Source organism: Roseibium sp. JB4-4, assembly GCF_055693425.1.
On record NZ_CM146333.1, the window covers coordinates 819,993 to 844,880 of the forward strand.

The 24,888-nt window shown below is 53.7% G+C and carries 24 protein-coding genes and 1 pseudogene; 14 read left to right on the top strand and 11 right to left on the bottom strand.

The features are described from left to right. Positions 1-56 precede the first annotated feature (56 nt). Positions 57-1,514 (top strand): NAD-dependent succinate-semialdehyde dehydrogenase, encoded by a 1,458-nt coding sequence (locus tag ACZ1HV_RS03710; RefSeq protein ID WP_298820883.1) that lies wholly within the window; start codon positions 57-59, stop codon positions 1,512-1,514. On the opposite strand, the gene ACZ1HV_RS03715 is transcribed toward ACZ1HV_RS03710, so the two are convergent. Further along, a complete protein-coding gene (locus ACZ1HV_RS03715; protein WP_472717356.1) occupies positions 1,511-4,273 on the bottom strand; it encodes an EAL domain-containing protein in 2,763 nt (920 codons plus the stop codon). The genes ACZ1HV_RS03710 and ACZ1HV_RS03715 overlap by 4 nt on opposite strands. Between ACZ1HV_RS03715 and ACZ1HV_RS03720 the strand changes: the two genes are divergently transcribed. Beyond that, positions 4,255-4,944 carry a hypothetical protein gene (locus ACZ1HV_RS03720; protein WP_472718513.1) on the top strand — a complete coding sequence of 230 codons (690 nt, stop codon included), beginning with the start codon at positions 4,255-4,257 and terminating at the stop codon, positions 4,942-4,944. The two genes, ACZ1HV_RS03715 and ACZ1HV_RS03720, sit on opposite strands and share 19 nt — an antisense overlap. 98 nt (positions 4,945-5,042) lie before the next feature. On the opposite strand, the pseudogene ACZ1HV_RS03725 reads toward ACZ1HV_RS03720, so the two are convergent. Then, a pseudogene (locus ACZ1HV_RS03725) lies at positions 5,043-5,561 on the bottom strand (FecR domain-containing protein); the annotation flags it as partial. 203 nt (positions 5,562-5,764) lie between these two features. After that, entirely contained in the window at positions 5,765-6,484 is a 720-nt protein-coding gene (locus ACZ1HV_RS03730) for a glycerophosphodiester phosphodiesterase (protein ID WP_298814066.1), read from the bottom strand. Between the two features lie 421 nt (positions 6,485-6,905). On the opposite strand from ACZ1HV_RS03730, the gene ACZ1HV_RS03735 reads away from it, so the two are divergent. From ACZ1HV_RS03735 to ACZ1HV_RS03755, 5 genes are all read left to right on the top strand, one after another. Further along, the gene (locus ACZ1HV_RS03735) at positions 6,906-7,490 is read left to right on the top strand and encodes a YceI family protein (protein WP_472717357.1); all 585 of its coding nucleotides are present in this window, start codon (positions 6,906-6,908) and stop codon (positions 7,488-7,490) included. Between the two features lie 53 nt (positions 7,491-7,543). After that, on the top strand, positions 7,544-8,134 hold the full coding sequence (locus tag ACZ1HV_RS03740; RefSeq protein WP_298814071.1) for a cytochrome b: 591 nt from the start codon (positions 7,544-7,546) through the stop codon (positions 8,132-8,134). An 11-nt stretch (positions 8,135-8,145) separates the two neighbouring features. After that, positions 8,146-8,703, top strand: coding sequence for a YceI family protein (locus tag ACZ1HV_RS03745; protein ID WP_472717358.1), 558 nt, complete (start codon positions 8,146-8,148; stop codon positions 8,701-8,703). A 143-nt stretch (positions 8,704-8,846) separates the two neighbouring features. Further along, a complete protein-coding gene (locus ACZ1HV_RS03750; protein ID WP_472717359.1) occupies positions 8,847-10,484 on the top strand; it encodes a fumarate hydratase in 1,638 nt (545 codons plus the stop codon). Positions 10,485-10,950: 466 nt separating this feature from the next. Then, on the top strand, positions 10,951-11,544 hold the full coding sequence (locus ACZ1HV_RS03755) for a L,D-transpeptidase (protein WP_298814077.1): 594 nt from the start codon (positions 10,951-10,953) through the stop codon (positions 11,542-11,544). Between the two features lie 100 nt (positions 11,545-11,644). Here ACZ1HV_RS03755 and ACZ1HV_RS03760 read toward each other — a convergent pair whose 3' ends face one another. From ACZ1HV_RS03760 to ACZ1HV_RS03785, 6 genes are all read right to left on the bottom strand, one after another. Beyond that, positions 11,645-12,376 carry a DNA helicase gene (locus ACZ1HV_RS03760; protein WP_472717360.1) on the bottom strand — a complete coding sequence of 244 codons (732 nt, stop codon included), beginning with the start codon at positions 12,374-12,376 and terminating at the stop codon, positions 11,645-11,647. A gap of 190 nt (positions 12,377-12,566) precedes the next feature. Beyond that, positions 12,567-12,935 (bottom strand): gamma-butyrobetaine hydroxylase family protein, encoded by a 369-nt coding sequence (locus ACZ1HV_RS03765; RefSeq protein WP_298814081.1) that lies wholly within the window; start codon positions 12,933-12,935, stop codon positions 12,567-12,569. Between the two features lie 67 nt (positions 12,936-13,002). Then, positions 13,003-14,439 (bottom strand): cryptochrome/photolyase family protein, encoded by a 1,437-nt coding sequence (locus tag ACZ1HV_RS03770; RefSeq protein ID WP_472717361.1) that lies wholly within the window; start codon positions 14,437-14,439, stop codon positions 13,003-13,005. 104 nt (positions 14,440-14,543) lie between these two features. Beyond that, complete coding sequence (locus tag ACZ1HV_RS03775) at positions 14,544-14,921, bottom strand: SRPBCC family protein (protein ID WP_472717362.1); 378 nt, start codon at positions 14,919-14,921, stop codon at positions 14,544-14,546. Positions 14,922-14,973: 52 nt separating this feature from the next. After that, positions 14,974-15,315, bottom strand: a complete 342-nt coding sequence (locus ACZ1HV_RS03780) for an ArsR/SmtB family transcription factor (protein ID WP_298814087.1) — start codon at positions 15,313-15,315, stop codon at positions 14,974-14,976. Beyond that, positions 15,312-15,758: a cupin domain-containing protein gene (locus tag ACZ1HV_RS03785; protein WP_472717363.1), complete on the bottom strand. Its 447-nt coding sequence runs from the start codon at positions 15,756-15,758 to the stop codon at positions 15,312-15,314. The genes ACZ1HV_RS03780 and ACZ1HV_RS03785 overlap by 4 nt, the downstream gene beginning before the upstream one ends. Positions 15,759-15,919: 161 nt before the next feature. On the opposite strand from ACZ1HV_RS03785, the gene ACZ1HV_RS03790 reads away from it, so the two are divergent. The 3 genes from ACZ1HV_RS03790 to moaA all read left to right on the top strand — a co-directional run bounded on the left by ACZ1HV_RS03790 (position 15,920) and on the right by moaA (position 18,683). Next, complete coding sequence (locus ACZ1HV_RS03790) at positions 15,920-17,026, top strand: Acg family FMN-binding oxidoreductase (protein ID WP_472717364.1); 1,107 nt, start codon at positions 15,920-15,922, stop codon at positions 17,024-17,026. Next, complete coding sequence (locus ACZ1HV_RS03795) at positions 17,019-17,468, top strand: MarR family winged helix-turn-helix transcriptional regulator (RefSeq protein WP_298957661.1); 450 nt, start codon at positions 17,019-17,021, stop codon at positions 17,466-17,468. The genes ACZ1HV_RS03790 and ACZ1HV_RS03795 overlap by 8 nt, the downstream gene beginning before the upstream one ends. A gap of 225 nt (positions 17,469-17,693) precedes the next feature. After that, positions 17,694-18,683, top strand: a complete 990-nt coding sequence (gene moaA / locus ACZ1HV_RS03800) for a GTP 3',8-cyclase MoaA (protein WP_298958575.1) — start codon at positions 17,694-17,696, stop codon at positions 18,681-18,683. A 36-nt stretch (positions 18,684-18,719) separates the two neighbouring features. Here the strand turns inward: moaA and ACZ1HV_RS03805 are convergent, their stop codons facing one another. Both ACZ1HV_RS03805 and apbC read right to left on the bottom strand, forming a co-directional pair. Continuing rightward, positions 18,720-19,958, bottom strand: coding sequence for a multidrug effflux MFS transporter (locus ACZ1HV_RS03805; RefSeq protein ID WP_472717365.1), 1,239 nt, complete (start codon positions 19,956-19,958; stop codon positions 18,720-18,722). A 314-nt stretch (positions 19,959-20,272) separates the two neighbouring features. Further along, positions 20,273-21,418, bottom strand: a complete 1,146-nt coding sequence (gene apbC, locus ACZ1HV_RS03810) for an iron-sulfur cluster carrier protein ApbC (RefSeq protein ID WP_472717366.1) — start codon at positions 21,416-21,418, stop codon at positions 20,273-20,275. Between the two features lie 383 nt (positions 21,419-21,801). Here apbC and ACZ1HV_RS03815 point away from each other — a divergent pair, with 383 nt between their 5' ends. The 4 genes from ACZ1HV_RS03815 (at position 21,802) to fdhD (ending at position 24,885) form a co-directional block, all read left to right on the top strand. Then, positions 21,802-22,482, top strand: coding sequence for an SDR family oxidoreductase (locus tag ACZ1HV_RS03815; RefSeq protein ID WP_472717367.1), 681 nt, complete (start codon positions 21,802-21,804; stop codon positions 22,480-22,482). 31 nt (positions 22,483-22,513) lie between these two features. Then, positions 22,514-23,104, top strand: coding sequence for a GNAT family N-acetyltransferase (locus ACZ1HV_RS03820; RefSeq protein ID WP_472717368.1), 591 nt, complete (start codon positions 22,514-22,516; stop codon positions 23,102-23,104). 206 nt (positions 23,105-23,310) lie between these two features. Next, a complete protein-coding gene (locus ACZ1HV_RS03825) occupies positions 23,311-23,769 on the top strand; it encodes a BLUF domain-containing protein (protein ID WP_298814102.1) in 459 nt (152 codons plus the stop codon). Between the two features lie 219 nt (positions 23,770-23,988). Further along, positions 23,989-24,885, top strand: a complete 897-nt coding sequence (gene fdhD, locus ACZ1HV_RS03830) for a formate dehydrogenase accessory sulfurtransferase FdhD (RefSeq protein ID WP_472717369.1) — start codon at positions 23,989-23,991, stop codon at positions 24,883-24,885. Positions 24,886-24,888 lie beyond the last annotated feature (3 nt).

Below are 24,888 nucleotides of genomic sequence, written 5' to 3' on the forward strand. Positions count from 1 at the left end.
GTAAAAGCCTAGCCTGCCGTTCCGAACAGGCAGACATCATTTTCAGGGAGACTTTCATGTCGGTAAATGCCACGCTTTTGAAACAACAGGTTTTTATTGCAGGAGCGTGGTCTGACGCCGACAGCGGCGAAACGCTTGATGTGGTCAATCCGGCGACAGGTGAGACGCTTGGCAGCGTGCCTTATTGCGGACGTGCTGAAACAGCACGGGCAATCGAGGCGGCCAACGCAGCGCTGCCTGCATGGAAAGCGCTAACTGCTGATGCCCGCGCGACGCTGATGCACTCTCTTTGCGATGCCATCATGGATCACCACGAGGATCTGGCAGTACTGCTGACAACTGAAATGGGCAAACCGCTTGCCGAAGCCAAAGGCGAAATCGCTCTTGGTGTGAAATACATCCGTTTCTTCGCTGAAGAAGGAAAGCGCATTTATGGCGATACGGTCCCTTCTCCCTGGGCAGATCGGCGCATTCTTGTGACGAAGGAGCCTGTCGGTGTGGTCGGTTCTATCACACCGTGGAATTTTCCGAATTCCATGATCGCCCGCAAACTCGGCGCCGCGCTCGCGGCCGGGTGCACCATGGTGTTGAAGCCAGCAGAGCTGACGCCCTACTCCGCACTCATCTACGGCGTTATGGCAGAGAAAGCCGGATTGCCGTCCGGCGTGATCAACATCCTCACTGGTGACGCGCCGGCAATCGGTGCCGAAATGTGTGAAAATCCAGTTCTTCGCAAATTGACGTTCACTGGCTCGACCCGGGTCGGAAAACTCCTGGCCTCCAATGCCGGCAAACACATGAAGAAGATTTCAATGGAACTTGGCGGAAACGCGCCGTTCATTGTCTTCGACGATGCCGATCTCGATAGCGCCGTGGAAGGTGCTATCGCCAGCAAGTTTCGCAACTCCGGACAGACCTGTGTCTGCGCCAACCGGATTTATGTGCAAGCAGGCGTTTACAACGCATTTGCCGAAAAGCTCAAGGCAGCAATGTCCGCTCAACTGAAAGTCGGTGACGGCCTTGAAAGCGGCACAACACAAGGTCCGCTGATCAGCGAAGCAGCACTTGAAAAAGTCGCCACACATGTTCAGGACGCATTGTCGAAGGGCGGCACGCTGTTGTCGGGAGGAAAGCGCAGCAATGGTCCCGGGGTATTCTTCGAACCGACCCTGATTACTGGCGCAACCCAGGACATGAAGGTGGCCAGCGAAGAGACCTTTGGCCCGCTCGCCGCGCTCTTCAGCTTTGATACAGAAGATGAGGTAATAAAGCTGGCAAACGACACCGAATATGGACTTGCCTGCTATTTCTACACCAAGGACCTTGGCCGAACTTTCCGGGTGATGGAACAGCTTCAATATGGCCTTGTTGGCGTAAACGAGGGAGTGATCACCACCGAGGTGGCTCCCTTCGGCGGTTTCAAAGACAGCGGCATGGGCAACGAAGGCTCAAAATACGGTTTGGATGACTATCTGAACGTCAAATACAGCTGTATCGGGGGCCTGTCCGCCTAGGCAGCTTTTGGGAGCATGCCGGCCAATTGAATAGCGTTCATGGGTTTGCCGAACAGGTATCCCTGACCCAATTGGCAGCCGAGTTGATTCAACTTGGCAGCCTGTTCCGGTGTTTCGATACCCTCGACAATTAGCTCCATGTCATGACCTTTCACGAGATGGAGCACCGCCTCGATCAGAGCAACGTCCTTCTTGTCGCTCAGGGATTGCCGGACGAAAGTCCTATCGAGTTTGATTTTCGAGAAGGGATAGTTCGGTAGGTAGCTTAAGGATGAGTAGCCCGTACCGAAATCATCAAGCGAGAAACTGCATCCGAACGACCTGATCTCCTCCATCAGAAACCTAAGGTCGAGACCTTCTTCGATGAACAGCGATTCTGTTATTTCAAGATCGAGGCGCTCAGCTGGAAAGCCTGTGCGCTGGAGTGCCTCCAGGATCGTTGCAACCAAATTGCCGCGGCTGAACTGGATTGCCGACAGATTGATCGACAATCGAACAGGTACTGGCCACGACAAGCATTCCTTCATGGCACGGTTCAACGCCCAGGCGCCGAGTTCGACAATGTAACCATTTTCTTCGGCTATCGGTACAAACTCGGCAGGCGAAACTGGTCCAAGCTCTCGGTGCTCCCAGCGTAGCAACGCCTCAACCCCAAACATCGTTCCGTCATCGAGAGTAACGAGTGGCTGATATGCCATTTGGAGTTCGTCGCGCACAATCGCCTTGAACAGCTCGGTCTCCAGCTCACGCCGGCGCATCAGTGCTGCGTCCATGCCAGGATCGAAGGCCAAAATCTCCTGCTGAATGTCACGCCGAACCCTGGCAAGCGCGTTTCCAGACCGTTTCAGTTGGGATTCGGGAGGTTCTGCTGCGTCGGACACTGCGTAACCGAATTTGAGTTGGACCGAGATCCTTGCGCCGTCGATGGAATAGTCTTCACCGATGAGGTCCCGGATACGTTCAATCAACTGCGTTTCGTCGCCTCCTGCGTGCCTGCATGCGAAGGCAGCAGCAAATGTGTCGCTGGCCAGCGCTGACCAGGTGATTCCATCGGACAAATGCTTTTTCAGCCGGGTCGCTATCGTTTTGCGGACAATGTCGCCAAAGGAAAAACCGAGAGACGCAACAATCTGATCGAGATTGACAACCGCAAACTGAAGGAGACCAAGGTTCTCACCTCGGCTTTCCACCAACAGAGCCTGCATAGTCAGCTCTTCTTCAAACCCGTTTCGATTGAGTAGCCCCGTTATAGGGTCGTATTTGGCAAGGTATTCGAGACGAATTGCGGATTCGCGTTCTTCCGTGACATCACGGCATGTCAGACAGGCAACAGCCTCAGACGTGTCGTCGCCGCTGTTGCCTGTGCTCGCAAGCGTTCTTTCGGAGCGAGTGACAACATATTCAACGTAACGCAGATCCCCATTTTCAAACGGCATCGCCAGTGTTTTGGAGATTGGCATCTGATCTGCGGAACTGAGAAGAACCTCTTGAGCCTCTTCAACAAGCTCGCTCGGCAAGACTTCATGTGCCTTGCTTCCAATCAGCTTCTTGCGGTGAAAAAGCAACCTGGCTGAACGGCTGGCCGCTGAAATGCAGCCATCCTTCTGTATGACGACGATAGCATCGAAGCTGTCTTCAAAAACAAGACCGAGCATCCGGTCGCTGTTGTGCTTTCCGATCGTGGCCACGTGCGAGATCAATTTGTGAAAGCCAAGCTCCCTCAGAACGATGCCTGTTGCCGCGAAAAGCAAAAGGAATTGCGCACTTGCTGTCGGGACAAGAAGCGGCATGTTCTTCTGCAAAAGAAATGCGGCCAGCTCGACGGTCCCCGCCGCAAGCGCAAGTATCAGGGCTTTGATCGCCCAGCCCTCAATTTTGGTCATCAAGAGCAGGAGAAAAACAACGATGGCAAATGCGAGGGCTGCCATCTCCCCTTCAATACGCATGGCACGGTTTTGGAGCAAACTCTCAGCGCCGAGCGCCTGAATCACGCTTCCAGGCAGAATGCCGTAAACCGGTACAGGAAAGAGATCTCTCAATTCTTGAGCACTCGCTCCAATGACGACTTTCTTTCCTAGAAAAAACTCTGGGTCGACTGACCGGTTGAGCACATCCACCAGCGAAACCGTCGGCAATTCATCGATGGCAATCCCGAAATCCAATCCAAAAGCACCAAGCGCTTCCCCGGAATATTCGCCCAGAAACGCTGACGCCGACAATTCTGCTGTACCGGAGATGTCATAGCCATAGATGTTTCTCCATATACGGCTGTCGTCTTCAACGGGCACCATGACAACGACGGGCCAGGCAGATTGAAGAAACTCACCGATGGGCCGGTTGATCACCTCACTTTGGTTGACACCGGCTGAAGCGGCCTGACGAAACATTGCTAGGCTGACATTGCCGGCATTTTCAATTGCTTTTGCGAAGAGACGGTCGTCTTCGGCACTGGAAACTGCGCTGAAGTCAATGTCAAAAAGGATATCTGAAGCACCAGAACCTGCGACAACGTCCGTCAATTCTGCAAAAAGACGGCGCGGCAGCGGCCAGACACCGAGCTCATTCAAACTCTTGGCATCAATATCGATGAGGACGATCTGTCCGGTCACCGGACGTTTGTCATGGCTGAACTTTGTTTCCCAAAGGAAACGATCAATAGAGCCGGAAAATCCTGCATAGCGCACGAACGCGGTCGCCGCGATCACCAGGATCGCGATGAGACAGGCGTTCCCGAAACGCTTTGTCTTTTCTGACCACATATTACCTTTGTTACCGCCCACAATTTGCAACGCCGTTTTCGAATGACGGCCAATCTCATCCCTGCCCGATCAATCTCTTTTTCTATTTTTTGCCGTTGCCGTTGCTGTTGCCATTGCCATTTCCGTTGCTGTTACCGGAATTGCCATTGCTGTTGCCATTCCCATTGCCGCTATTACTGGAATTGCCATTGCTGTTGCCATTCCCGTTGCCGCTGTTACCGGAATTGCCATTGCTGTTGCCATTCCCGTTGCCGCTATTACCGGAATTGCCATTGCTGTTGCCATTCCCGTTGCCGCTGTTACCGGAATTACCATTGCTGTTGCCATTCCCGTTGCCGCTGTTACCGGAATTGCCATTGCTGTTGCCATTCCCGTTGCCGCTGTTACCGGAATTGCCGTTGCTGTTGCCGTTCCCGTTGCCGCTGTTACCGGAATTGCCATTGCTGTTGCCATTCCCGTTGCCGCTGTCGCTGGAATTTCCGTTGCCGTTGCCGTTCCCGTTGCCGCTGTTACCGGAATTTCCATTTCCGCTGAAGAAATTACTCAAGAAGCCTCCTCCATTATTTGGAGAGACATCAGCCGAAGGAACATTCTTGGTTTTGGGGGTCTGGAATGAAGGTGCCCGCTTGCGCCCTGGTCGAATAGTAGGCTTTGTCCTGCCACCGACCTGAAGCCCTACTTTTGTAGCCGGCGCACTGGATGCAGACTGTCCTGCGCCAACGTCCGCCCGGTCACCGGATGCAAAATCCTCAACGCCGACCAACCCGCGCTGGACGGAGACCCTTGCGCGTTTGGTATTCACCGAAACGCCGAATTTTGTGCCCTTTACAACTGCGGCAAGAAACGGGGTTTCCACGGTAAAGTGATTCCGTTGCCGCGTTTTCACGTCGACTTCAATATTGCCCTTGCGTTGGAGAAGAGTTGTCTTGGCACCCCGGCTTCGATGTTTTGAGATTGCAAATGTCGTGTTCGGACCGACAGAAATTGTCTCGCTCCCACGCGCAATGAGGGCTCGCGCACCTGGCCGCGTGCCAATTGTGTATCCTTTTTCAAAGACCATTCCGCGTTTCACCCGAAAGGCCTGCACACCGGGAGCAACAAAATAAGCTATTCCGGAGACACGCTTAACAACCCAACCCTGAGCGTTCGCCTCGCCGACCATTAATATGCTGACGACAAAGGTCGCCACAGCCAAGATACGAGACAGTTCCTTGAAAACGGCATCGAAAGTAAAATTTCGAGAATTCGTTTTCCTGCTTCGGTCTTCGATGTGTGTACAGTCAGTCATCTTTGGCCATTTGCTGAATTGGCGATGGCCAGACCGTAACAATAATCCACTTAATCTAAGATGAAAACAGTCGATGAATCTTGTGTATTCATAGCTTATTCACTAATGCAAATAACCAAACCCACAACCGCAAATTAAACGGATAGCATCATCTCAATTTTGAGTTAGCTCCACTTAAGAATTCGCTAATCATTCTCTCACAGCTAGACAGACTCAAGAACTTCTCTCTCAACTTCGCGAAAAATCTCTATGTGATCGATATTCATCTGTTCAATACCGAGGCGGACGGCCTGCTCGAATACGGATCGATCCTGACCCGCATAGAACATTTGGGTCGTAAGACCTGCTTCCCGCGCTTCCTCGACAGAGTCTGCGATCAGGCAATCTTCGTGAAACTCAAGAATGGATGCGCCCTGGGCAACAGCGCGCTCAACAGATCCGACGTGCCCAAAGAGAACCATGCGCCTGAGGTCCGGCACCTTGGCACGAGCCTCAGCCAGGATCGATTGATCGAAGGAAAAGGTCCATGCGTGCTCAAGCATGCCGCGTGCAGCCAGCATGTCTCGCACTTCTGCAGGATCACCTTCCTTGATTTCCACGTAAGTCCCAATGCGCCCCTTACAAGCATCAAGAAAAGCGTCCAATCGCGGAACCCGTTCTCCCGCGAATTCGGAACCGAACCAACTGCCTGCATCAAGCTGATCTATTTCGGCAGACGTCATTTCAGCAAAGCGGCCACTGCCGTTCGTCGTCCGGTCAACGGTCGCATCGTGCATCACATAAAAAATACCATCGCTAGAGGGACGAACATCGAATTCGACAACGTCCGCTCCGAGATCGATGGCCTTTTCCAGAGACGCGAAAGTGTTCTCCGGAGCCACCAAACAAGCGCCTCTATGGGACACAATGACTGCTCGTTTCATGTCTAGTTCTCCTGCGCTCTCGGATCATGGATCTGGAACTTGCCGGTTATTGCCGCCGTCCGCTTGTGACGACCGTCAAAGAGGTGCCTGAATTCCTTGATGAATTGATGACAGATCAAGTCTTCCTTTGTTTTCAATAGCTAACCCATCAAATCTATTCTGGATTGCAACAACCTTTCTCTGCAATCAACTTCACAAGGAGCCCTCGATTCGAGCTGGCACGATTGTCAATCGTTCGCTTGCAAAAGGAAACAGCCAATCCCCTTTACCGCCGTGCATTGCTTCTGAGACCCAAGGGATAACGAATTGTTCATTCAGCTCGAACGGTCAGTCAAATTGCATGCAGCGCAGCAATGACTATCTCAACCCCTAAGCGTTCACAGCCGAACGCTCAAGGAAACACCATTCAAGAGGTTTGAACATGATCCGTTTTGCTGCGTCTGCGTTTGCTTTGTCCCTTCTGGCCGGCACCGCCGTCGCCGAACCTGTCGCCTATGACTTTGATAAATCCCACGCGAACCTCACCTTCTCCTACGACCACCTCGGGTATTCCACGACCGAAGGCCGCTTCGGGTCCTGGAATGGCGTTCTGTTGATCGACAAGGAAACGCCGGCAAATTCATCCATCGAATTCACCATCGATATTGCCAGCATGGACACGTTCTGGGCTGACCGTGATACACACCTGAAGAGTGCCGATTTCTTCGACGCAGAAAAATTTCCGGAAGCTACTTTCAAAAGCACCAACGTCGAGCAGACCGGCGAAAAACAACTGGCCGTCACAGGTGATCTGACCGTCCGAGGCATCACGAAACCAGTCACGCTGACTGTTGACGTAACTTCAATCGGGGAACATCCAATGGCAAAGAAACCAGCGGCCGGTTTTGCCGTCTCGACAGTTGTCAAGCGCTCCGACTTTGGCATGGACAAGTTCGTGCCTTATGTGGGTGATGACATCACGGTGACGTTCCACGCTGAAGTGCTTAAGGCCGAAGCAACGAACTAATATCCCTCGGCTGAGACTGGTGAATGCCGGTCTCAGCTTCACTGGAGCCGCTCATGCTGCGCAATTCCTCCACCGGGTACGGTCTCATTGCCATCTTCTTTCACTGGACAATGGCGCTCCTGATCCTGGGCATGCTCGCATTCGGCCTTTACCTGGATGGATTGCCGCAAACCGAGCAGTCGACGTTTCAGCTCTACCAGTTGCACAAGTCCATAGGGTTCGTTGTATTGGCTCTCGCTGCGATGCGGCTTGTGTGGCGGTTGTTCAATCCCACTCCGAAATTGCCAGAGGGAATGCACCCGCTTGAAAAAGTCGCGGCACACCTTGGCCATGTCGGGCTCTATGTACTCATCTTTGCCATGCCGATCACGGGCTGGTTCATGGTGTCAGCGTCGCCCTGGAACATTCCGACAATCGCCTTCAACGTCCTGCCAATTCCGCATCTACCGGTTCCTGCCGCGCTTGGCAGTCAGGAGGACGCTGAAACCTTCTTCAAGGTACTGCACGAATATGGAGCTTTCCTGCTGATTGCATTGATTGTCGTCCATGTCGCAGCAGCATTGAAACACCATTTCATCGCCAGAGACGACACGTTGAAAAGGATGGTTTCGACAGCCTCCGCGAATTCAGAGAAACAGCTTTAGGACTTATCTTTATGCAACTGAAAAATATGATTTTGTCACTTGGTGCTGTTGTTTCGCTTGGCCTTGTTTCACCCGGTCTTGCTGACACTTGGACGGTCGATCAGGAAAACAGCAAACTGGGATTTGAAGTCCAACAGGGAAGCGGCAAATTGACCGGCCTCTTTGGCATCTGGAAAGCCAGTATTGATTTCGACCCCGCAGCACCGGAAGCCGCTAAAATTTCGGCAGAGATCAATCCGGCCACTGCAACCACCGGCAATGCCCAGTTCGACGGCACCCTGCCCAACCAGGACTGGTTTGACGTTAGCGCCTTTCCGGCAGCGACATTTCAGTCGACTGCGGTGACGCTTGTCGAGGGCAATAGCTACCGGGCTGACGGGACCTTGACGATCAAAGGCATGGAACATCCCGTTGAACTGGATTTCACGCTTGAGATCAATGGAGACACTGCCAAGGCAACAGGGACAGCGACAGTCAATCGACTTTCCTACGCGCTTGGTGCTGGGGTTGGAACCGACACCGTTGGCGACATTGTATCCGTTACGCTTGATCTGACTGCAGCCCGGTAGGGCACGAACCGAAACTTCAGACGAATTGGGAAGGCCGCAGCACTTGGCGTGCGCGGCCTTTTTGCCGTAAGACAGGGCGACTTTAGTTCCAGCGCTTCCGGTTGAGCAAGACCGCAGTAGCAGCCAGATCAGGAAACCGTCCTATGAACGCTCCCGTCACCCCTCCCGACTACCAGCACAGCGCACTTTTCCCTCAAGGAGAAGACAAGACCCCCTATCGCAAGCTCACTTCGGACCATGTCAAGACAGCAGAATTCAATGGCGAAGAGGTTCTGGTTGTCGAAGCGGAAGGGATGAGGCTGCTGGCTGAAGAGGCATTCAAGGATATCAACCACTATCTGCGTCCAGGCCACCTGGAACAATTGCGTAGAATATTGGACGACCCTGAAGCAACTGAGAACGACAAGTTCGTTGCCTTCGACCTATTGAAAAATGCCAACATTTCCTCCCACGGCGTCCTGCCCATGTGCCAGGACACAGGCACTGCCATAGTGATGGGCAAGAAGGGCAGGCGCGTTTGGACGAACGGATCCGACGAATCCGCGCTCGGCGAAGGCGCCCGCGACGCCTATTACAAGAAAAACCTGCGTTATTCGCAGTTGGCGCCGATCTCTATGTTCGAGGAAAAAAATACCAAGAACAACATGCCGGCGCAGATCGAGCTCTATGCCGATGGCGAAGATGCGTACAAATTCCTGTTCATGGCAAAGGGCGGTGGCTCAGCCAACAAGACCTTCCTTTTTCAAGGCACTCCGTCTCTCTTGACCCACGACCGCATGATCGAATTCCTGAAGGAAAAAATCCTGACGCTCGGCACGGCGGCCTGCCCTCCCTATCACCTTGCAATCGTCATCGGTGGCACGTCGGCAGAGATGAACCTCAAGACGGCCAAATATGCATCCGCGCGGTATCTGGACGGCTTGCCAACACAGGGCTCTGATCTCGGCCACGCCTTCCGCGACCTCGAAATGGAAAACGAAATCCACAAACTGACCCAGGCCACCGGTGTCGGCGCTCAGTTCGGCGGAAAATACTTCTGCCATGATGTGCGTGTTATCCGGCTGCCCAGGCACGGAGCCTCATTGCCGATCGGCCTCGCCGTTTCCTGTTCGGCGGACCGGCAGGCTGTCGGAAAAATCACCAAGGACGGTATTTTTCTGGAGCAGCTTGAGATGCATCCTGAAAAATATTTGCCTGAAGTCACGGATGACAACTTGTCGGATCACGTGGTCAAGATCGATCTGACTCGGCCAATGTCCGAAATTCTTGGTGAACTCTCCAGGCATCCGATTAAAACCCGGCTGTCCCTTTCAGGGCCGCTGATCGTTGCGCGTGACCTGGCACATTCCAAGCTGCGCGATCGCCTGGAAAGCGGCGAACCGTTGCCGGACTATTTCAAGAACCACCCGATCTATTATGCAGGTCCTGCCAAAACGCCGGAAGGCATGCCGTCGGGCTCCTTTGGCCCAACAACCGCGGGACGGATGGATGCCTATGTCGATCAATTCCAGGCGGCAGGCGGTTCTATGGTTATGCTGGCAAAAGGCAATCGCTCGGCTCAGGTTCGCCGGGCCTGCCAAGCCCATGGAGGGTTCTATCTCGGTTCAATTGGAGGACCGGCTGCTCGACTGGCGCAGGATTGCATCAAAAAAGTTGAGGTCGTCGAATTCGAAGAGCTCGGAATGGAAGCTGTCTGGAAGATTGAAGTCGAGGACTTCCCTGCCTTCATCGTGGTCGATGACAAGGGCAACGACTTCTTCAAGGAGCTCAACCTGAGTTGACGATTGGCGCTGGGGCAGCAATCGCTGCCCTGCAGCCAGCTTCCGACCACGACTTCACACGCAGAGCAGTCGAACCTTGGCCGCTCAGTGGCGTCATCCGGCACCGGGCAAGGCTACTCAAAAGTGGGTAAAGATCGAATCGACCTGAAAATTCGGGGCAGCGAAACAGGCATTCGACTCTTGTTCGTCAATCGACTTAATTAAAAATCACCGGCGTCTTGTTCTTGAAAAGACACAATAAACAACCTTGACGCGATTTTTGAACCGTGACACACCGCCAAATCCGGAAGACGAGTTGCAATTTCAGCACAATTGATCACAGCAAGGGCACCTCACATCAACGTGAGATTCCATTTTCGCCCTTTTTAGGTCATGATTGTTAATAGTGCGGCAAGGACCTTTTCCTAACGTAACCTTCGACATGAAGCGCTCCTAAGGTGGAGCGAGCGCTGATGGGGGAATTAGAATGAACAGATTTTACTTCGTTATGGTGGCGCTTATGGCGGGGGTCTTTGCACTCACTGCACAGGCTGCACCGCGTTTTGGATACTTCGATCACAGCACAAACACCTGGGTGACACCGAAATATCATCCCGGTGGCAAATCGCCTGTGAAGCGCAAGCGTGTTAGCTACGACGGTCCCTATTCGCCAGGTACCATTGTCATCGATACGTCCGAGCGTCGTCTCTATCACGTTCTGCCAAATGGCAAGGCGATGAAATACGGCGTTGGTGTCGGCAAAGACGGTTTCCAGTGGGCGGGCACACACCGCGTCACCCGTAAGGCAGAGTGGCCGAGCTGGACACCGCCTGCACAGATGCGTGCACGCGAGCGCCGTAAAGGCCGCATCCTGCCGACTTACATGCCGGGCGGCCCGAACAATCCGATGGGTGCACGCGCGCTCTACATTGGCTCTACGCTTTATCGCATCCACGGTACGACTGAGCCATGGACGATCGGATCAGCAGTATCCTCCGGCTGCATTCGGCTTGCCAATGAAGACGTCATTCACCTCTACAAAAATGTACAGGTTGGTGCCAAGATTATCGTCAAGCGCTGACCTTTTAGACGATACGTTTGAAAAGCCGGGCCGACGTGCCCGGCTTTTTTTGATTTCACCATCGGATAGCGAGCCGAATAAAACCCGTTCGGCTGCGAGTTTACCGGACTGGTCTTTCACTGACAGACTGCGCCTGCAACACGCCCTCATGCAGGAAAAACCCCACATCGAACAGACCCAAGTCGAGCGGATTGGTTTTTCGCATGTCCCGAAAGTCAGGCACAGACCGTTCTTCAGGGTTAAACGAGCGATGAATTTGCGACAGAAAGACAATGCTCATTTGCTTGTCTGATGCAAATTGCTTCAATTGCCGGACTTGTTCGCCTATCGGTGGATCGCTGCGATGCTGATCCATAACCTGCAGAAAATCGATGACCACCACAGCCCCGGCAGCGGCGTTCGAATACTGTTTGACGACATAACTTGCGGCAATGCGGTCCGACAAATGAAGCTTCAGTTGTTCTTCCGTTTTTGAGGTTTCAATTTCACAGCCCGGCACTTTGTTCCGGACGTCGCGAAGCGAAAACTCGGAAGAAACAAAACCTGCAGATCGACCGCTTGATGCCGCCTCTTTTAAGATCTCCAGGCCAAGCACTGTCTTCCCGTGACCCGGGCGCGCCGACAGGGTCACAAGTGTGCCAGGTTTCAAAGTGGAGAGTATTCTTGCGGCCGGCCGGTCGTATGAGCGCTCAATCTTGGCAAGCTGGCTCCAGGACCTGTACCCCATTGTGGTCGCGATCTCATCGAGCGCTTTGTGAAGAGGTATTCCCGACTCGCGCGACAGCACTCTAGCTTGTCGCTTCAGTCGAAAGATGGGTGCTTTAAGTCTCATATGCGACCTCTCGGCAACGTGCAAAAGCCGCAGTCCCTCCTTGTGCGCGCACGTGACAAGCGGTTCAAGACCATTCAGCCCTGCAGGTCAGCTGCTGCTCCGTTCGGAGGGGGATGGCGCGGGCAGCACCGTCTTTTGGATACCAGATTCGCACCCTCGCTGCCCAGAGGGTCAGAATGATCTTGAAGGCTTATCGATCCCGTCCGAGCCCCTTGTCCTCCAGTTCCTTCAAATAGCCGGCCCAATGAACATCGCGTCGTGTTCCAAGGTCCATGAAATAGGTCCAGGTGTAGATACCGGAACTGTGCATGTCGTCGAAATGAATACGGACGGCATAGTTGCCAACCGGCTCGATTTTGATGATTTCAACGTTTCGTTTGCCTGGAACCGTTTGCTTCTGTGAGGGGCTGTGTCCTTTCACCTCAGCCGAGGGGGAACAAACCCGAAGATACTCGGCGGACAATTCGTGCCGATCGCCGGTATTGAAGGCAACTGTCAGCACTTTTCTGTCCTTGGAAACGCGCAGTTCCGTCGGCCAGGGAGCAGTGTCATCGGTCATGGTCGGATCCTTGATCGGAAATCATTTCAGCAGGTTGAGGCGGACGATAGCGCCCAGGCCTCTACCGTCAAGCCGCGTTTTGTCCCGCCTCTTTGACGGCGTTGTAACCGGCGAGCGCTGCCTGCCTTGCCTGGCTATGATCGACAATCGGCTTCGGATAGATCTTTCCCAATTCAATGCCTGCCTGCTGCAAAGCTTCCGTCGGTGCAGCAAAGGGCGCAAACAAGTGTTGCGTTGCCAGGTTTTCAAGTTCCGGTAGCCACCGCCTGGTGTAATGGCCTTCCGGATCGAACTTCTCGCCCTGAGTAATCGGATTGAATATTCGAAAATACGGCGCTGCGTCGGCACCGGAACCGGCGACCCATTGCCAGCTGGCCGAATTGTTCGCAAGATCGGCATCCAGCAACGTGTCGCGGAACCAGGCTTCGCCGTGTTTCCAATGAATTCGCAAGTGCTTTATCAGGAAGCTTGCGACAATCATCCGCACGCGATTGTGCATGTAACCGGTTTGCCAGAGTTCGCGCATCCCTGCATCGACGATCGGATAACCTGTCTGGCCCTTTTGCCATCTCTTCAGATCACCTGGAGCCTCACGCCAGGGATAGGCGTCGAATGCCGGTTTCCAGTTGTCGGTAGGCAAGTGCGGGAAGTGATAGAGCAGATGATAGGCAAACTCCCGCCAGGCAATCTCGGACAGAAATTTCAACCCGTCCGACGTGGCGGACTCTTCTGAAGTCATGTGTTTTTGCGTTTCATGCCAGATTGTCCGGGGAGAGATCTCACCGAAATGCAATGCAGGTGACAGGCGCGATACATTGGGCAGGTCCGGCCGATTGCGCAAACTGCCATAACCTTGAAGGCCTTCATCAAGAAACTCTGTCAAACGCCTCCTTGCGCCCTCTTCGCCCGGTTGCCAGATGTTTCCCCACCCAGATGCCCAGTCGGGCTTTTGCGGCAACAGTCCAAAACTCTCCAGGTCCTCACCTGCATCGGTTTTCACGAATTGAACGTTTTTTGGTGCAGCCAAGGGCAATCCAATTGGCTTTTGCTGTGCCGATTTCCAGAAAGGCGAATAAACCTTGAAAGGCCCGCCCGACTTGGTTTCGAGTTCCCATGGCTCGAACAACAAGGAGGCCTTGAAACTCCTGGTCTCAATGCCGGCATCTTTCAGACCCGCCTTGATGTCAGTGTCTCTCTCAATGGCGTGTGGCTCGTAACAGCGGTTCCAATAGACGGTATTCAGCTGATGTTCGGATACCAGATGCGGAATGAGATGCCGGGCATCGCCGCGCAGAAACACCAGTCCCGGCAATGATGCTTTCAACCTTGCAAGACTGTGATGCAGCCACCAGCGACTGGCCCCGCCCATTGGGTGCGTTTCGCCAGATTGCGCCGGCGATTCAAGAATGAAAACCGGAAGCACCGCCCCTTTCCGTGCTGCTTCGAATAGTGCGGGATTGTCTTGTGTTCGCAGATCTTGGCGGAACCAAACGAGTGTTGTCATGATGCCTCTGAGGTGTTCTTGATGAGACATACGCAAAAGGTTCCGAACAGATCAACGCAGCAGCCGGCCCAATTGGACCGGCTGTTGGCAGAAACCGGGCCAAGTCAGGCTTCGACGAGAGCCTTCGCCTCTTGACGCAAGCGTCCAAAGTGCTGGTCCCATCCTGCGTCAAGTGCGCTTAACATCATGAAGGCCGCCTCTCCTGCTGCCTGCTCAATCCCTTCATGCGCAAGCGTCAGACGCGTTCCACCTGCTGCATCTTCAAGTGTCCAGCGCACTGTGGTCATCGCACCGTTCAGCGGTTTGACGGTGAATGTGTAGACCAAGCTGTCATGCGGACGCATTTCCAGGACCTGCCCCCAACAGATACGTGACATGTCGCCGTGCTGATCGAGCAAGGTGTAGTCCGCGCCTTCCTTCAAGTCTTCCTCGGCCGGATGAAACCAGCGGGCGAGCTTGTCTTTTGGGTCAAAAACGACCAAACGATATCGCGTGGCGCGTCCAGAAAGATTGTCTTTGTGATGGTTGTCGTATTCATTTTCCTGTTTCCTTTCTATTCTGCATGTCTTTGGCGATTTCACGCTGCAAATCTGCAAGCTTGCTGTCCCAGAACTGCTCAAAAAATCCGAGCCACTCGAACGCTGATCGCAATGGCTCCGGCGACAGCCGGTTGCGGCGCTCCCGTCCGATCACTTCGGTCTGAATAAGGCCGCCTTCCTCAAGAATGGTCAGATGTTTGTTGATTGCGGTCCGGGTGATATCGAAACGCGCTGCAATGTCTGAAATGGCAAGGTTCTCTTGGGCCAGATGAATAAGAATTTGGCGACGCGTCGGATCGGACAGAGCCCGGAAAACACTTTGAGGTCCGGAGTTCATTTTTGCCCCTCCCCAACCGAGACAAAGTCAAATGGTCCATCTTGATAGAGGAAGGTGACACATTCTGCTTCAGACACACATTTGCTCAGGTGCGGAAGGTGCGCAGGGATCTCATAGTAGTCCCCCGGCTTCAGGACGACTTCCTTGCCACCGACCCCATCTTCGGACAGATGCACCATTTCTCCAGAAACGATTAGGCCGAACATGGCCGAGCTCTTGGTGTGAACCGGGCTGACAAGTCCCGCCGGAAGCCGAACCATCGCCATGTAGCTTTCATTAAAGCGATTGCCCTTAAGTGCCGCAAAAGCGACGCCCTCCGGTGTCGTCTCCCATGTGAGATCAGTTTGAATCGCCAGTTTAATGTCCCCGGCTTGAGCCGAGAGTGTCAGGCTCGCAACCGAGATCGACACTGCCGCTGCACAAACAAGTTTTCCGATGTTCATTTCAATCTCCTTATAACACCATTTGGTGTTATTTATATGACACCTTTTAGTGTTATTACAAGTCATTCCAAAAACTTTTCTCTTATCGAATTTCTCAGTGATTGATTTTAGTTCGATTTCGTACTATTTAGTACGATATCGTACTTATTGGAGAAATCATCATGCACTTTTCACGTCGAAGAACGCTCGCTCTGATCGGTGGAGGTATTGTTGTTGCCGCTTCCGCGTCGGCAGGAACGTTTCTTGCCACACGAACCCCTGAGAAGGCTCTTTCTCCCTGGGAAGCCGCAGGAAGCTATGAAGACCCGCGCTTGTTCGCACTCTCCTATGCGCTGCTGGCACCAAACCCGCACAACAGACAACCCTGGCTGGTTGAACTCACAGAAGGCAAAAGCTTTCTTCTGCATAGAGACAAGACCCGGGCCTTGCCGCATACAGATCCGTTCCTGAGACAGATATTCGTCGGGCTTGGCTGCTTCATTGAGTTGATGGCTGTTGCAGCCACGCTTCAGCATAGAAGTGCCGAAATCGAGCTGTTTCCGGATGGCCCGGACGGGCCGATAGCCTTTGTTCAATTGCGGGACGGAGGTTCCATCGACCCGCTTTCAGACCACATAATGCACCGGCGCTCCTGCAAGGAACCATTTGAGGCTACTCCGGTTCCGAAAGACATCGCGCAAAAACTCGCTTCTTATGGACAGGTGATTCAGGACGATGACTCCGTTGCGGCCCTGAAGAAACTCACCTGGGACGCGTGGCTCACTGAAGTAAATACGTATCGCGCCCTCAAGGAGAGTGTTGATCTCATGCGTTTCGGCAAATCGGAAATCAACGCAAACCCGGATGGCATTGATCTCGGCGGGCCGTTCCTCGAAAGTCTCATGCTTGCGGGCATTTTGACCCGTGAGGGCCAGCTTGATCCAGGCTCAAGCGGGTTTCAGGAAGGCGTGAAGATCTATCAGGAGATGCTTGCAGCAACTCCAGCCTATATCGCGATAACAACTCAAGGAAATGGGCGCGCAGACCAGATTGAAGCGGGTCGCCGATGGCTGAGGCTGAACCTTGAAACGACCGCCTTGGGGCTGGCTCTTCTCCCCGTCAGTCAAGCGCTTCAGGAATATGAGGAAATGAACGCACACTATGCCGAAGCTCATCGCATACTTGCCAATCCGGGTGAAACCGTTCAGATGCTAGGACGTTTGGGTTACGGCCCGACAATTCCACGGACGCCGCGCTGGCCGCTCGAAACACGGATATTGAATGGATAACGACACACGGCACGTCTATTTTACATTTTTCAATGAGATTGGCATCATTGCCCAGCTCAGCCGAGCCGCCATGGAAGCCCGGTTGCCGAAAGGGCTTACTCTGCCCCATTTCAGCGTCATCAATCATTTGATCAGGGTACGCGATGGACAAACGCCGCTGACCCTGGCCAGGGCCTTTCAGGTTCCCAAAACAACCATGACGCACACTTTGTCCGGCTTGCTTGAGCATGGCTTGGTCGAAATGCGGCCAAACCCGAAAGACGGGCGCAGCAAAACTGTTTGGCTGACGGATGCGGGGCGGACATTTCGCGCGGCTGCGATCCAGTCAAGCGACCCGGACATCGATGCACTGCAGGCAGCTTTCCCAAAACAGAAGGTGGAACAGATGCTTCCACTCCTGGCTGAAATAAGATCCTTCATGGACGCATATCGGGACCCCTGAGACCTTTGGCGCGTGACATCGGCAAAAGGGGTCGATTGACAAAAATACACTGATAAGTTTACCTGCTAAGACAAACCGGAAACGAAAAGTCCGGTTTGAATTGATCTTGCCCGCTTACGCGCCATATGATCGGGAACAAAAGTACGAGGGAGAACGTTCGTGACAGATGGCAAGATTGTGGTTCCGGCTCAGCCGGATACCGGTGCAGCACCGATATCAGGTCCCATGATTGATCCGTTTGGACGTGCCGTTACCTATCTGCGCGTCTCTGTGACCGACCGGTGTGATTTCCGCTGTGTCTATTGCATGGCCGAGGACATGACGTTCCTGCCGAAGCGCGAAGTGCTCAGCCTTGAAGAACTGGACCGTCTTTGCACGGCCTTTATCGAAAAAGGTGTACGCAAGTTGCGTCTGACCGGCGGCGAGCCGCTGGTGCGAAAAAACATCATGAGCCTGATCAGAAACCTTGGCCGTCATCTTGATAGTGGGGCTTTGGAGGAACTGACGATCACGACGAACGGTTCGCAGTTATCGCGCTTCGCGAATGAACTCTATGACTGTGGCGTCCGGCGGATCAATGTTTCAATCGACACGCTCGATCCTCAGAAATTCAAGACCGTGACCAGATGGGGTGACCTCGACAAAGTTCTGGACGGGGTCCGGGCTGCAACTGCGGCCGGCTTGAAGACAAAGATCAATATGGTGGCGCTCAAGGATGTAAATGAGCACGAAATTGAACCCATGCTGGAGTGGTGTCACGGCGAAGGTCACGACCTGACACTCATTGAGACAATGCCTCTGGGGGAAATCGACGGCGACCGCACCGACCAGTATCTCCCGCTGTCGACAGTCAGGTCCCGTCTTGCCGAACGTTTCACGCTCACTGACATTCCTTATAAGACCGGTGGTCCTGCGCGTTATGTCACCATCGAGGAAACAGGTGGTAAACTTGGCTTCATTACTCCGCTGACTCACAATTTCTGTGAAAGCTGCAACCGCGTCAGGGTTACCTGCACCGGACAGTTATACATGTGCCTTGGTCAGGACGACATGGCTGATCTGCGCGCGCCTTTGCGCGCTTCAGAAGGCAATGAACTGCTGAACGATGCCATTGACGAAGCGATCGGCAGAAAACCGAAAGGCCATGACTTTGTCATTGACAGAGATCGCAACCAGCCGGCTGTTTCGCGGCATATGAGCGTCACCGGCGGCTGATTGCCAGATCCAGAGTTTTTCAGACGAACATTTGTGCTATTCGGCGGGCACGAATGAATGCCGCGCCGAAAGATGGCGCACCGAAAGTGCTGCTCCGAGACTAAGAAGCATTCCGACAGCCATAACAATGATCATGCCCCAAGGCGAACCCGCGATGGCACTGCCGGTGTAAAGCCAGGTGACAAATGAACCGGTGATCGCACCAGCGCCGACTTGCAGCGATGCAGTTAATCCAGAAGCTGAGCCAGCAAGTTCAGGCCGGACGCTGACGGCGCCTGACAGCGCGCTTGGCAGGCAAACGCCGTTCCCCAGCCCAAGCAAGAACATTGGCAAAAATAGGATCTGCGCCGACAAACCATTGAAATAAGTGAAGGTCGCGATGATCGAGACCGAGAGAATTCCGATCAGCGTACCTGCCATGATCATTGGCATCAGACCAACCCGTTCGGCAAATTTTCCTGATACGAAATTTCCGGCTATGTAACCAAGCGCCACGAACATGAAGTAGAACCCCATTTCAGCAGCGCTGAGTGACAACATTCCGGCGGCGATATAGGGCGCGCCCCCGAGATAGGCGAAATAGGTCAGCGCGGAAAAAGCAGCCGTCAGTGCATAGCTCCAAAACAGAGGTTCCCTGCACAGTTCCGTATAGGATTTCACAACTTGCCGCGGCCCGACTTTGGTTCTTTCTGTATGCGTTTCCGGCAATTTGTAGATGCTTGCCCACAAAGCCCCGATACCGAGGAATAGCATCAACACAAAACCACCCTGCCAGCCGAAAAACTCATCGAGCAAACCGCCTATGGCAGGGCCGATCGTGGGCATAACGGCCATGCCCATAGTGACAAACCCGATCATACTGGCAGCTTGATTTGGACCATATAGGTCCCTCACGATGGCTCTGCCGAGAACCATTCCGGTGCAACCACCGGCGGCCTGCAGGATGCGGGCAAAGATCAGAGCTTCGATCGTAGGTGCAAAAAGGCACAGGACGCTGCCGATCACGAACAGTGCCATGCCGACAATGATCACCGGACGACGGCCATATTGATCAGACAGCGGCCCCCAAATCAGTTGCGACACGGCAACGGCAACAAAGAATGCGGACATTGACAACTGGATTTCGCCAGCAGTTGCGGAAAAAACAATCATCATTCCCGCAAGCGAGGGCAGATAAATCTGCATTGCAAGCGGATTGACGGTCGAAACCGCTATCAGTACAGCTAAAGAAGGCCTTGCAGCCTTTTCTGTCGCGTGTCTTTGGCCGGATTTCATGCCCAGGAAGGAACCCTTGTTATTTTTCCTTTGCCGAAAACAGCTTAGGATAGGGCTACCATAAGTGACCGGCGTGATCCGGTTGTGAAAAGCGCGATTGATACAACCAGGCAGTTTTCAACTGGATGAAAAAACTTACCTTTCTGGAAAATTGATTCAGATTTTCGAGTCGCATCAAACACAACCTGAATGACTGTTTCACGATCGTATACCGCTTCTGCCGACTTCCGCGCAAAACGCAGCTTTCACCCATAAAAAAGCCGGCAACTCACAATGTGCCGCCGGCTTGTCTGCAAATTCGAAAGTGACTGCTCTCAGTCAAAGACGATCTTGGGAGTTCCCCGTTCCGGCGAACTCTCAGCACGTTGAATGCCAGCCACAACCTTGGTTGCAATGTCCTTGTAGATTTCGGCCATAGCACCTTCCGGATCGGACACGACGATCGGTGTTCCTGCGTCAGACGTTTCACGGATCTTCATCGTGAGTGGGATCTCACCCAGGAATGGCACAGACAAGCGTTCAGCTTCCGCCCTCGCACCGCCGTGACCAAAGATGTCATGCCGTCCGCCACAATCAGGACAGAGGAAGTAGCTCATATTTTCCACGATGCCGAGCACAGGAACATCAACGCGTTTGAACATGTTCAGGCCTTTGCGTGCATCGATCAACGCCAAATCCTGAGGCGTCGACACGATTACCGCACCAGCAAGGGGGACCTGCTGGGCCATGGTCAGCTGCGCATCACCGGTTCCAGGTGGCATGTCGACAACCAAAACGTCCAGATCTCCCCAGGCGACTTCTCGAAGCATCTGGGTCAGGGCGGAAATCACCATCGGTCCGCGCCAGATCATGGGTGTTTCCTCTTCGACCATAAAGCCCATGGACATGACCTTGATGCCGTATCCGACCAACGGCTTCAGCACACGTCCAGAATCGGCTTCCGGTCTCCCTGATACATTGAAGAGCCTGGGAACGGATGGCCCGTAGATGTCGGCATCAAGGACCCCTACCCTCAGTCCGTTTGCTGCCATCGCGAGCGCGAGATTGGCTGTTGTTGTCGATTTGCCGACGCCGCCTTTGCCGGAAGCAACCGCAACAATGTGCCGAATACCGGGAACACCTGGCTTGGCAGGCGCTTGCTCCTCCCGGGCCGGTTGGGCCCGGGGTGCCGGCGCAGTCGGTTGCGGTGCGTTTCTGGCGGCACCGGGTGCACGTTCTGCGGTCAGCGCGACCATTGCATTTTGAACGCCATCAACTTCCTTGACGACCTTCTCGGCTGCTTGGCGAAGGGGTTCCAGCTCCTGTGCGCGCTCTGCCGGCACTGTTATGGAAAAGGCCACCCGGCCATCGGAGACAAACACATCGGAGACAAGTCCCAGAGAAACGATATCTCCTTCAAGATCCGGCCCTTTAATCTGCCTGAGGCGCTCCATGACCGCTGATTTAATGCTCTCGTTCATTCACTTGTCCTGTCGACTGATCCGACTTCTGCTGCCCTTTGGGGCAAAAACCTAGGGAACCCTAGTTTTCCTGACATCAAAAGCAATCTGTCAAAATGCTGCACATATGAGTCCTGCGCCCCAAAACTGTCCAAACCCTAGGTATTGCCCATTGCCGCAAATTCAAACCTTCAATCTTGAAACCGGCGACTTTTTTGGAGCCTTGAAGCGCGGCCAAGGCAACAACCTGTGTCGATTTTGGTTCGAAAACTGGACGTTCGGCCGATTGTCCCGATGAAACCATGAGGACAATATTTGCCTTGCAGTGCGAAAGTCCGAAGTTAGTCTTCGCACAGAGGTCCGTTCAGGATTCCCTCGAAGCAATCAAACTACAGGACTTTGCCATGCCGGCTTGCCTTATCACCGCGACCAACCGCGGGATTGGATATGAATTGGCGCGAACAGCACTTGCCAGAGGCTGGACCGTCTTCGGATCTGCGCGCACAAATGCCGCCGCAGATGAAACCGCCAAGTCCCTTGGCGAAGGATTCGTTCCCCTGGTTTTCGACGTGACAGACCATGACAGCGTCCAGAATTCGGCGGATTTGCTTTCCGACAAGGTCGACTTGCTGATCAACAATGCCGGTGTCATAGGCCCTCAGCGGCAATCTCCGCTCGATATGGACATGGCCGGATTTAGCGAAACGATTGCCATCAACACTATCGCTCCGCTCGCGGTCTCACATGCCTTCCTTCCGCACCTGCGACGATCCGGCGCCGGCAGGCTACTGACAATCTCAAGCCAAATGTCCTGGATGGGGTATCGCAAGTCGGACACTCTTGCCTATCGCGCTTCGAAGGCCGCCGTGAACAAGGTCATGCAAGGCCTTGCCACCGAGCTTGAAGCGGAAGGCATCCCGGTTGCCCTGATCGACCCCGGTTGGGTTCGCACGGATATGGGCGGCCCTTCAGCCGACAATTGCCCGAAGGACGTCGCGGACGGTATCTTGGATATCGCTGACAGACTTTCAATTGCAGAGACCGGTAAATTTTTCAAATGGACGGGTGAAGAACGCCCCTTTTAGTCCCATTGTAAGGTTACTCAGGAGTCGCACTATGACATGGCCCCTTCCCGTCACGCTAACCGGCCAATACGCAACGCTTGCGCCCTTGTCACAAGAGCACGCAGCTGACCTTGCCGAGGCGGCCAATGAAGGCGATTTGTGGAAAGCCTGGTACACCACGGTGCCGAAACCAAGTGAAATACCGGCTGAAATCGACCGTCGGCTCGGCTTGCAAAAAAGTGGCTCAATGCTTCCCTTTGCTGTCCTGACGCCCAACGGCAAGGCGGTCGGCATGACCACCTACATGAACATCGACGCGACGTACAAGCGGGTTGAAATCGGTTCGACATGGTACCGCAAAGCCGTCCAGCGAACGCGACTGAATACGGAATGCAAGCGCATGTTGCTTACGCATGCGTTTGAGGAACTGCAATGTATCGCCGTTGAATTCAGGACGCATTTCATGAACCGGCAAAGTCGCGCAGCTATCGAGCGTCTCGGTGCGAAACTCGATGGCGTCCTGCGATCCCACATGAGGACCACGGATGGTTCCTTGAGAGACACCGCCGTTTATTCGATTCTTCCTCATGAATGGCCAACCGTGAGAGCCGGATTGGAATTCAAGCTTGCCGAAGACCGCTAGTGCACTTTTCCACATAAAGAAGAGGCTGCGTTGTTTTACGCAGTCTTCTAATACTGCGCACAGACCCTTGAAGCACAAGGCCTGGGAACACTAGCCAACACATCCACGTGATTTTCAGCTCTTCTTCGGATTTGTTCCAAATTTTAAGCAAATGTGAGGAATTGAGGCGCACGCTGATCTCATCGGCAAAAAAGATGGGACACGCCATGGAACTCTATCGCGCTTGTTACCGCAGCCAGATCAGATGGAACAAAATGCATCTGCCGCTGCCCGACGAAATCGACAAAACCCTTCTGCGCATACGGCGTATCAATCGAAAGGCCGGTGTGACCGGGGCTCTTCTTCTCGTTGATCAGCACATTGTTCAGGTTCTGGAAGGGCAAACCGGTCAAGTGCTCGACACCGTTTATTGTGTCATGAACGATCCTCGGCTGCACTCCATTGAAGGCATCATTCATGAACCGGCGGACTTCCGCATGTTCCCGAATTCACTGATGTTCTTCCGGGACTTGAGTGACGGCATAGCAGCATCACAGCATGACGTCCTGCGCCCGTTGCTCGATCATCCAGGTGATGTGACACGTGAAGAAGCCTATGCAGCTTTCGGACATTTTGCCAAAGAGCTGCAAGAAGGTCGCCTGACCAACGACATGCTTATGATCTGAGTGGCACGGATCTGACGACGTTCCACTTCTCAAGCATCTGACGCGCCTGCTCTGGGCTGCTGCCTCGTGTCCCAAACTGTTCGGCAGCCTTCAGAGCCGGATGTCTCCACAGACTTTCGACTACGGGCAATCAAGTCTTCTCAAAAAATCTACCGCGTTGGTCCACCTGACGCCTTGCCCTTTGTCGTCATGCTCCCATAGTGTTTGCGAAACAATCACATGCGGAGTCGCCAGGCTGTGACAGGCCAATATGTTCTAAAACCCAACCCTCTTGATCCGAAACTCTCCACCTCCGTTCAAGGAATTGACCAAAACGGTGAAGCGGTCGAGACACGGGTCGTAACGGAAAAACCCCTAACGCTTTTCCTGAACAGGCAAGAAGTGGTCACGATGATGACAATCGGTGATCATCCCGATCTTCTTGCCGTGGGTTACCTTAAGAACCAGAACATGCTCGCCGACGATGATGTCATCACGGAGATCGAATACGATGATGATCTTGAGGTCGTTGTCGTGCGCACACAGCGTGAGACTGATTTTGAGGAAAAGCTGAAGAAAAAGGTGCGTACATCGGGCTGCGCCCAGGGCACCGTATTTGGCGACATCATGGAAGGTTTTGAAACCGTTGCCTTGCCAAAGGAAGCGCGTTTGAAAACATCCTGGCTTTATGCGCTGTCCAAGACCATCAATACGACCCCGTCCCTTTATCTTGAGGCAGGCGCTATCCATGGATGCGTCTTGTGCAAGCAAGACAACGCGCTGGTCTACATGGAAGATGTCGGTCGCCACAACGCAGTCGACAAAATTGCGGGCTGGATGGTCCTGAATGACGTGCCATCCCATGACAAGATTTTCTACACCACGGGCCGGCTGACATCCGAAATGGTCATCAAGACCGTAATGATGGGCATTCCGATACTCGTATCGCGGTCCGGTTTTACCGCGTGGGGTGTCGAGCTTGCACGCAAGGCCGGTCTGACCTTGATTGGCCGCGCCAAGGGAAAACGCTTCGTCGCCCTTTCGGGAGCCGAAAGGATCGAGTTTGACATGGACCCGTCGCTGGCAAGCGAGGAACCCGACAAAGTGAAACGCAAAGGGAGCGTGCCAGCGGAATGAACG

Coding starts and splice junctions, on each gene's coding strand:
- ACZ1HV_RS03760 (WP_472717360.1), bottom strand. CDS start 12,376: ATGAGACTTAAAGCACCCATCTTTCGACTGAAGCGACAAGCTAGAGTG.
- ACZ1HV_RS03790 (WP_472717364.1), top strand. CDS start 15,920: ATGCACTTTTCACGTCGAAGAACGCTCGCTCTGATCGGTGGAGGTATT.
- ACZ1HV_RS03820 (WP_472717368.1), top strand. CDS start 22,514: ATGACATGGCCCCTTCCCGTCACGCTAACCGGCCAATACGCAACGCTT.
- ACZ1HV_RS03785 (WP_472717363.1), bottom strand. CDS start 15,758: ATGAACATCGGAAAACTTGTTTGTGCAGCGGCAGTGTCGATCTCGGTT.
- ACZ1HV_RS03815 (WP_472717367.1), top strand. CDS start 21,802: ATGCCGGCTTGCCTTATCACCGCGACCAACCGCGGGATTGGATATGAA.
- ACZ1HV_RS03825 (WP_298814102.1), top strand. CDS start 23,311: ATGGAACTCTATCGCGCTTGTTACCGCAGCCAGATCAGATGGAACAAA.
- ACZ1HV_RS03755 (WP_298814077.1), top strand. CDS start 10,951: ATGAACAGATTTTACTTCGTTATGGTGGCGCTTATGGCGGGGGTCTTT.
- ACZ1HV_RS03715 (WP_472717356.1), bottom strand. CDS start 4,273: ATGTGGTCAGAAAAGACAAAGCGTTTCGGGAACGCCTGTCTCATCGCG.
- ACZ1HV_RS03780 (WP_298814087.1), bottom strand. CDS start 15,315: ATGAACTCCGGACCTCAAAGTGTTTTCCGGGCTCTGTCCGATCCGACG.
- fdhD (WP_472717369.1), top strand. CDS start 23,989: ATGCGGAGTCGCCAGGCTGTGACAGGCCAATATGTTCTAAAACCCAAC.
- ACZ1HV_RS03730 (WP_298814066.1), bottom strand. CDS start 6,484: ATGAAACGAGCAGTCATTGTGTCCCATAGAGGCGCTTGTTTGGTGGCT.
- ACZ1HV_RS03745 (WP_472717358.1), top strand. CDS start 8,146: ATGCAACTGAAAAATATGATTTTGTCACTTGGTGCTGTTGTTTCGCTT.
- ACZ1HV_RS03740 (WP_298814071.1), top strand. CDS start 7,544: ATGCTGCGCAATTCCTCCACCGGGTACGGTCTCATTGCCATCTTCTTT.
- ACZ1HV_RS03795 (WP_298957661.1), top strand. CDS start 17,019: ATGGATAACGACACACGGCACGTCTATTTTACATTTTTCAATGAGATT.
- apbC (WP_472717366.1), bottom strand. CDS start 21,418: ATGAACGAGAGCATTAAATCAGCGGTCATGGAGCGCCTCAGGCAGATT.
- ACZ1HV_RS03805 (WP_472717365.1), bottom strand. CDS start 19,958: ATGAAATCCGGCCAAAGACACGCGACAGAAAAGGCTGCAAGGCCTTCT.
- ACZ1HV_RS03710 (WP_298820883.1), top strand. CDS start 57: ATGTCGGTAAATGCCACGCTTTTGAAACAACAGGTTTTTATTGCAGGA.
- moaA (WP_298958575.1), top strand. CDS start 17,694: ATGATTGATCCGTTTGGACGTGCCGTTACCTATCTGCGCGTCTCTGTG.
- ACZ1HV_RS03770 (WP_472717361.1), bottom strand. CDS start 14,439: ATGACAACACTCGTTTGGTTCCGCCAAGATCTGCGAACACAAGACAAT.
- ACZ1HV_RS03750 (WP_472717359.1), top strand. CDS start 8,847: ATGAACGCTCCCGTCACCCCTCCCGACTACCAGCACAGCGCACTTTTC.
- ACZ1HV_RS03735 (WP_472717357.1), top strand. CDS start 6,906: ATGATCCGTTTTGCTGCGTCTGCGTTTGCTTTGTCCCTTCTGGCCGGC.
- ACZ1HV_RS03765 (WP_298814081.1), bottom strand. CDS start 12,935: ATGACCGATGACACTGCTCCCTGGCCGACGGAACTGCGCGTTTCCAAG.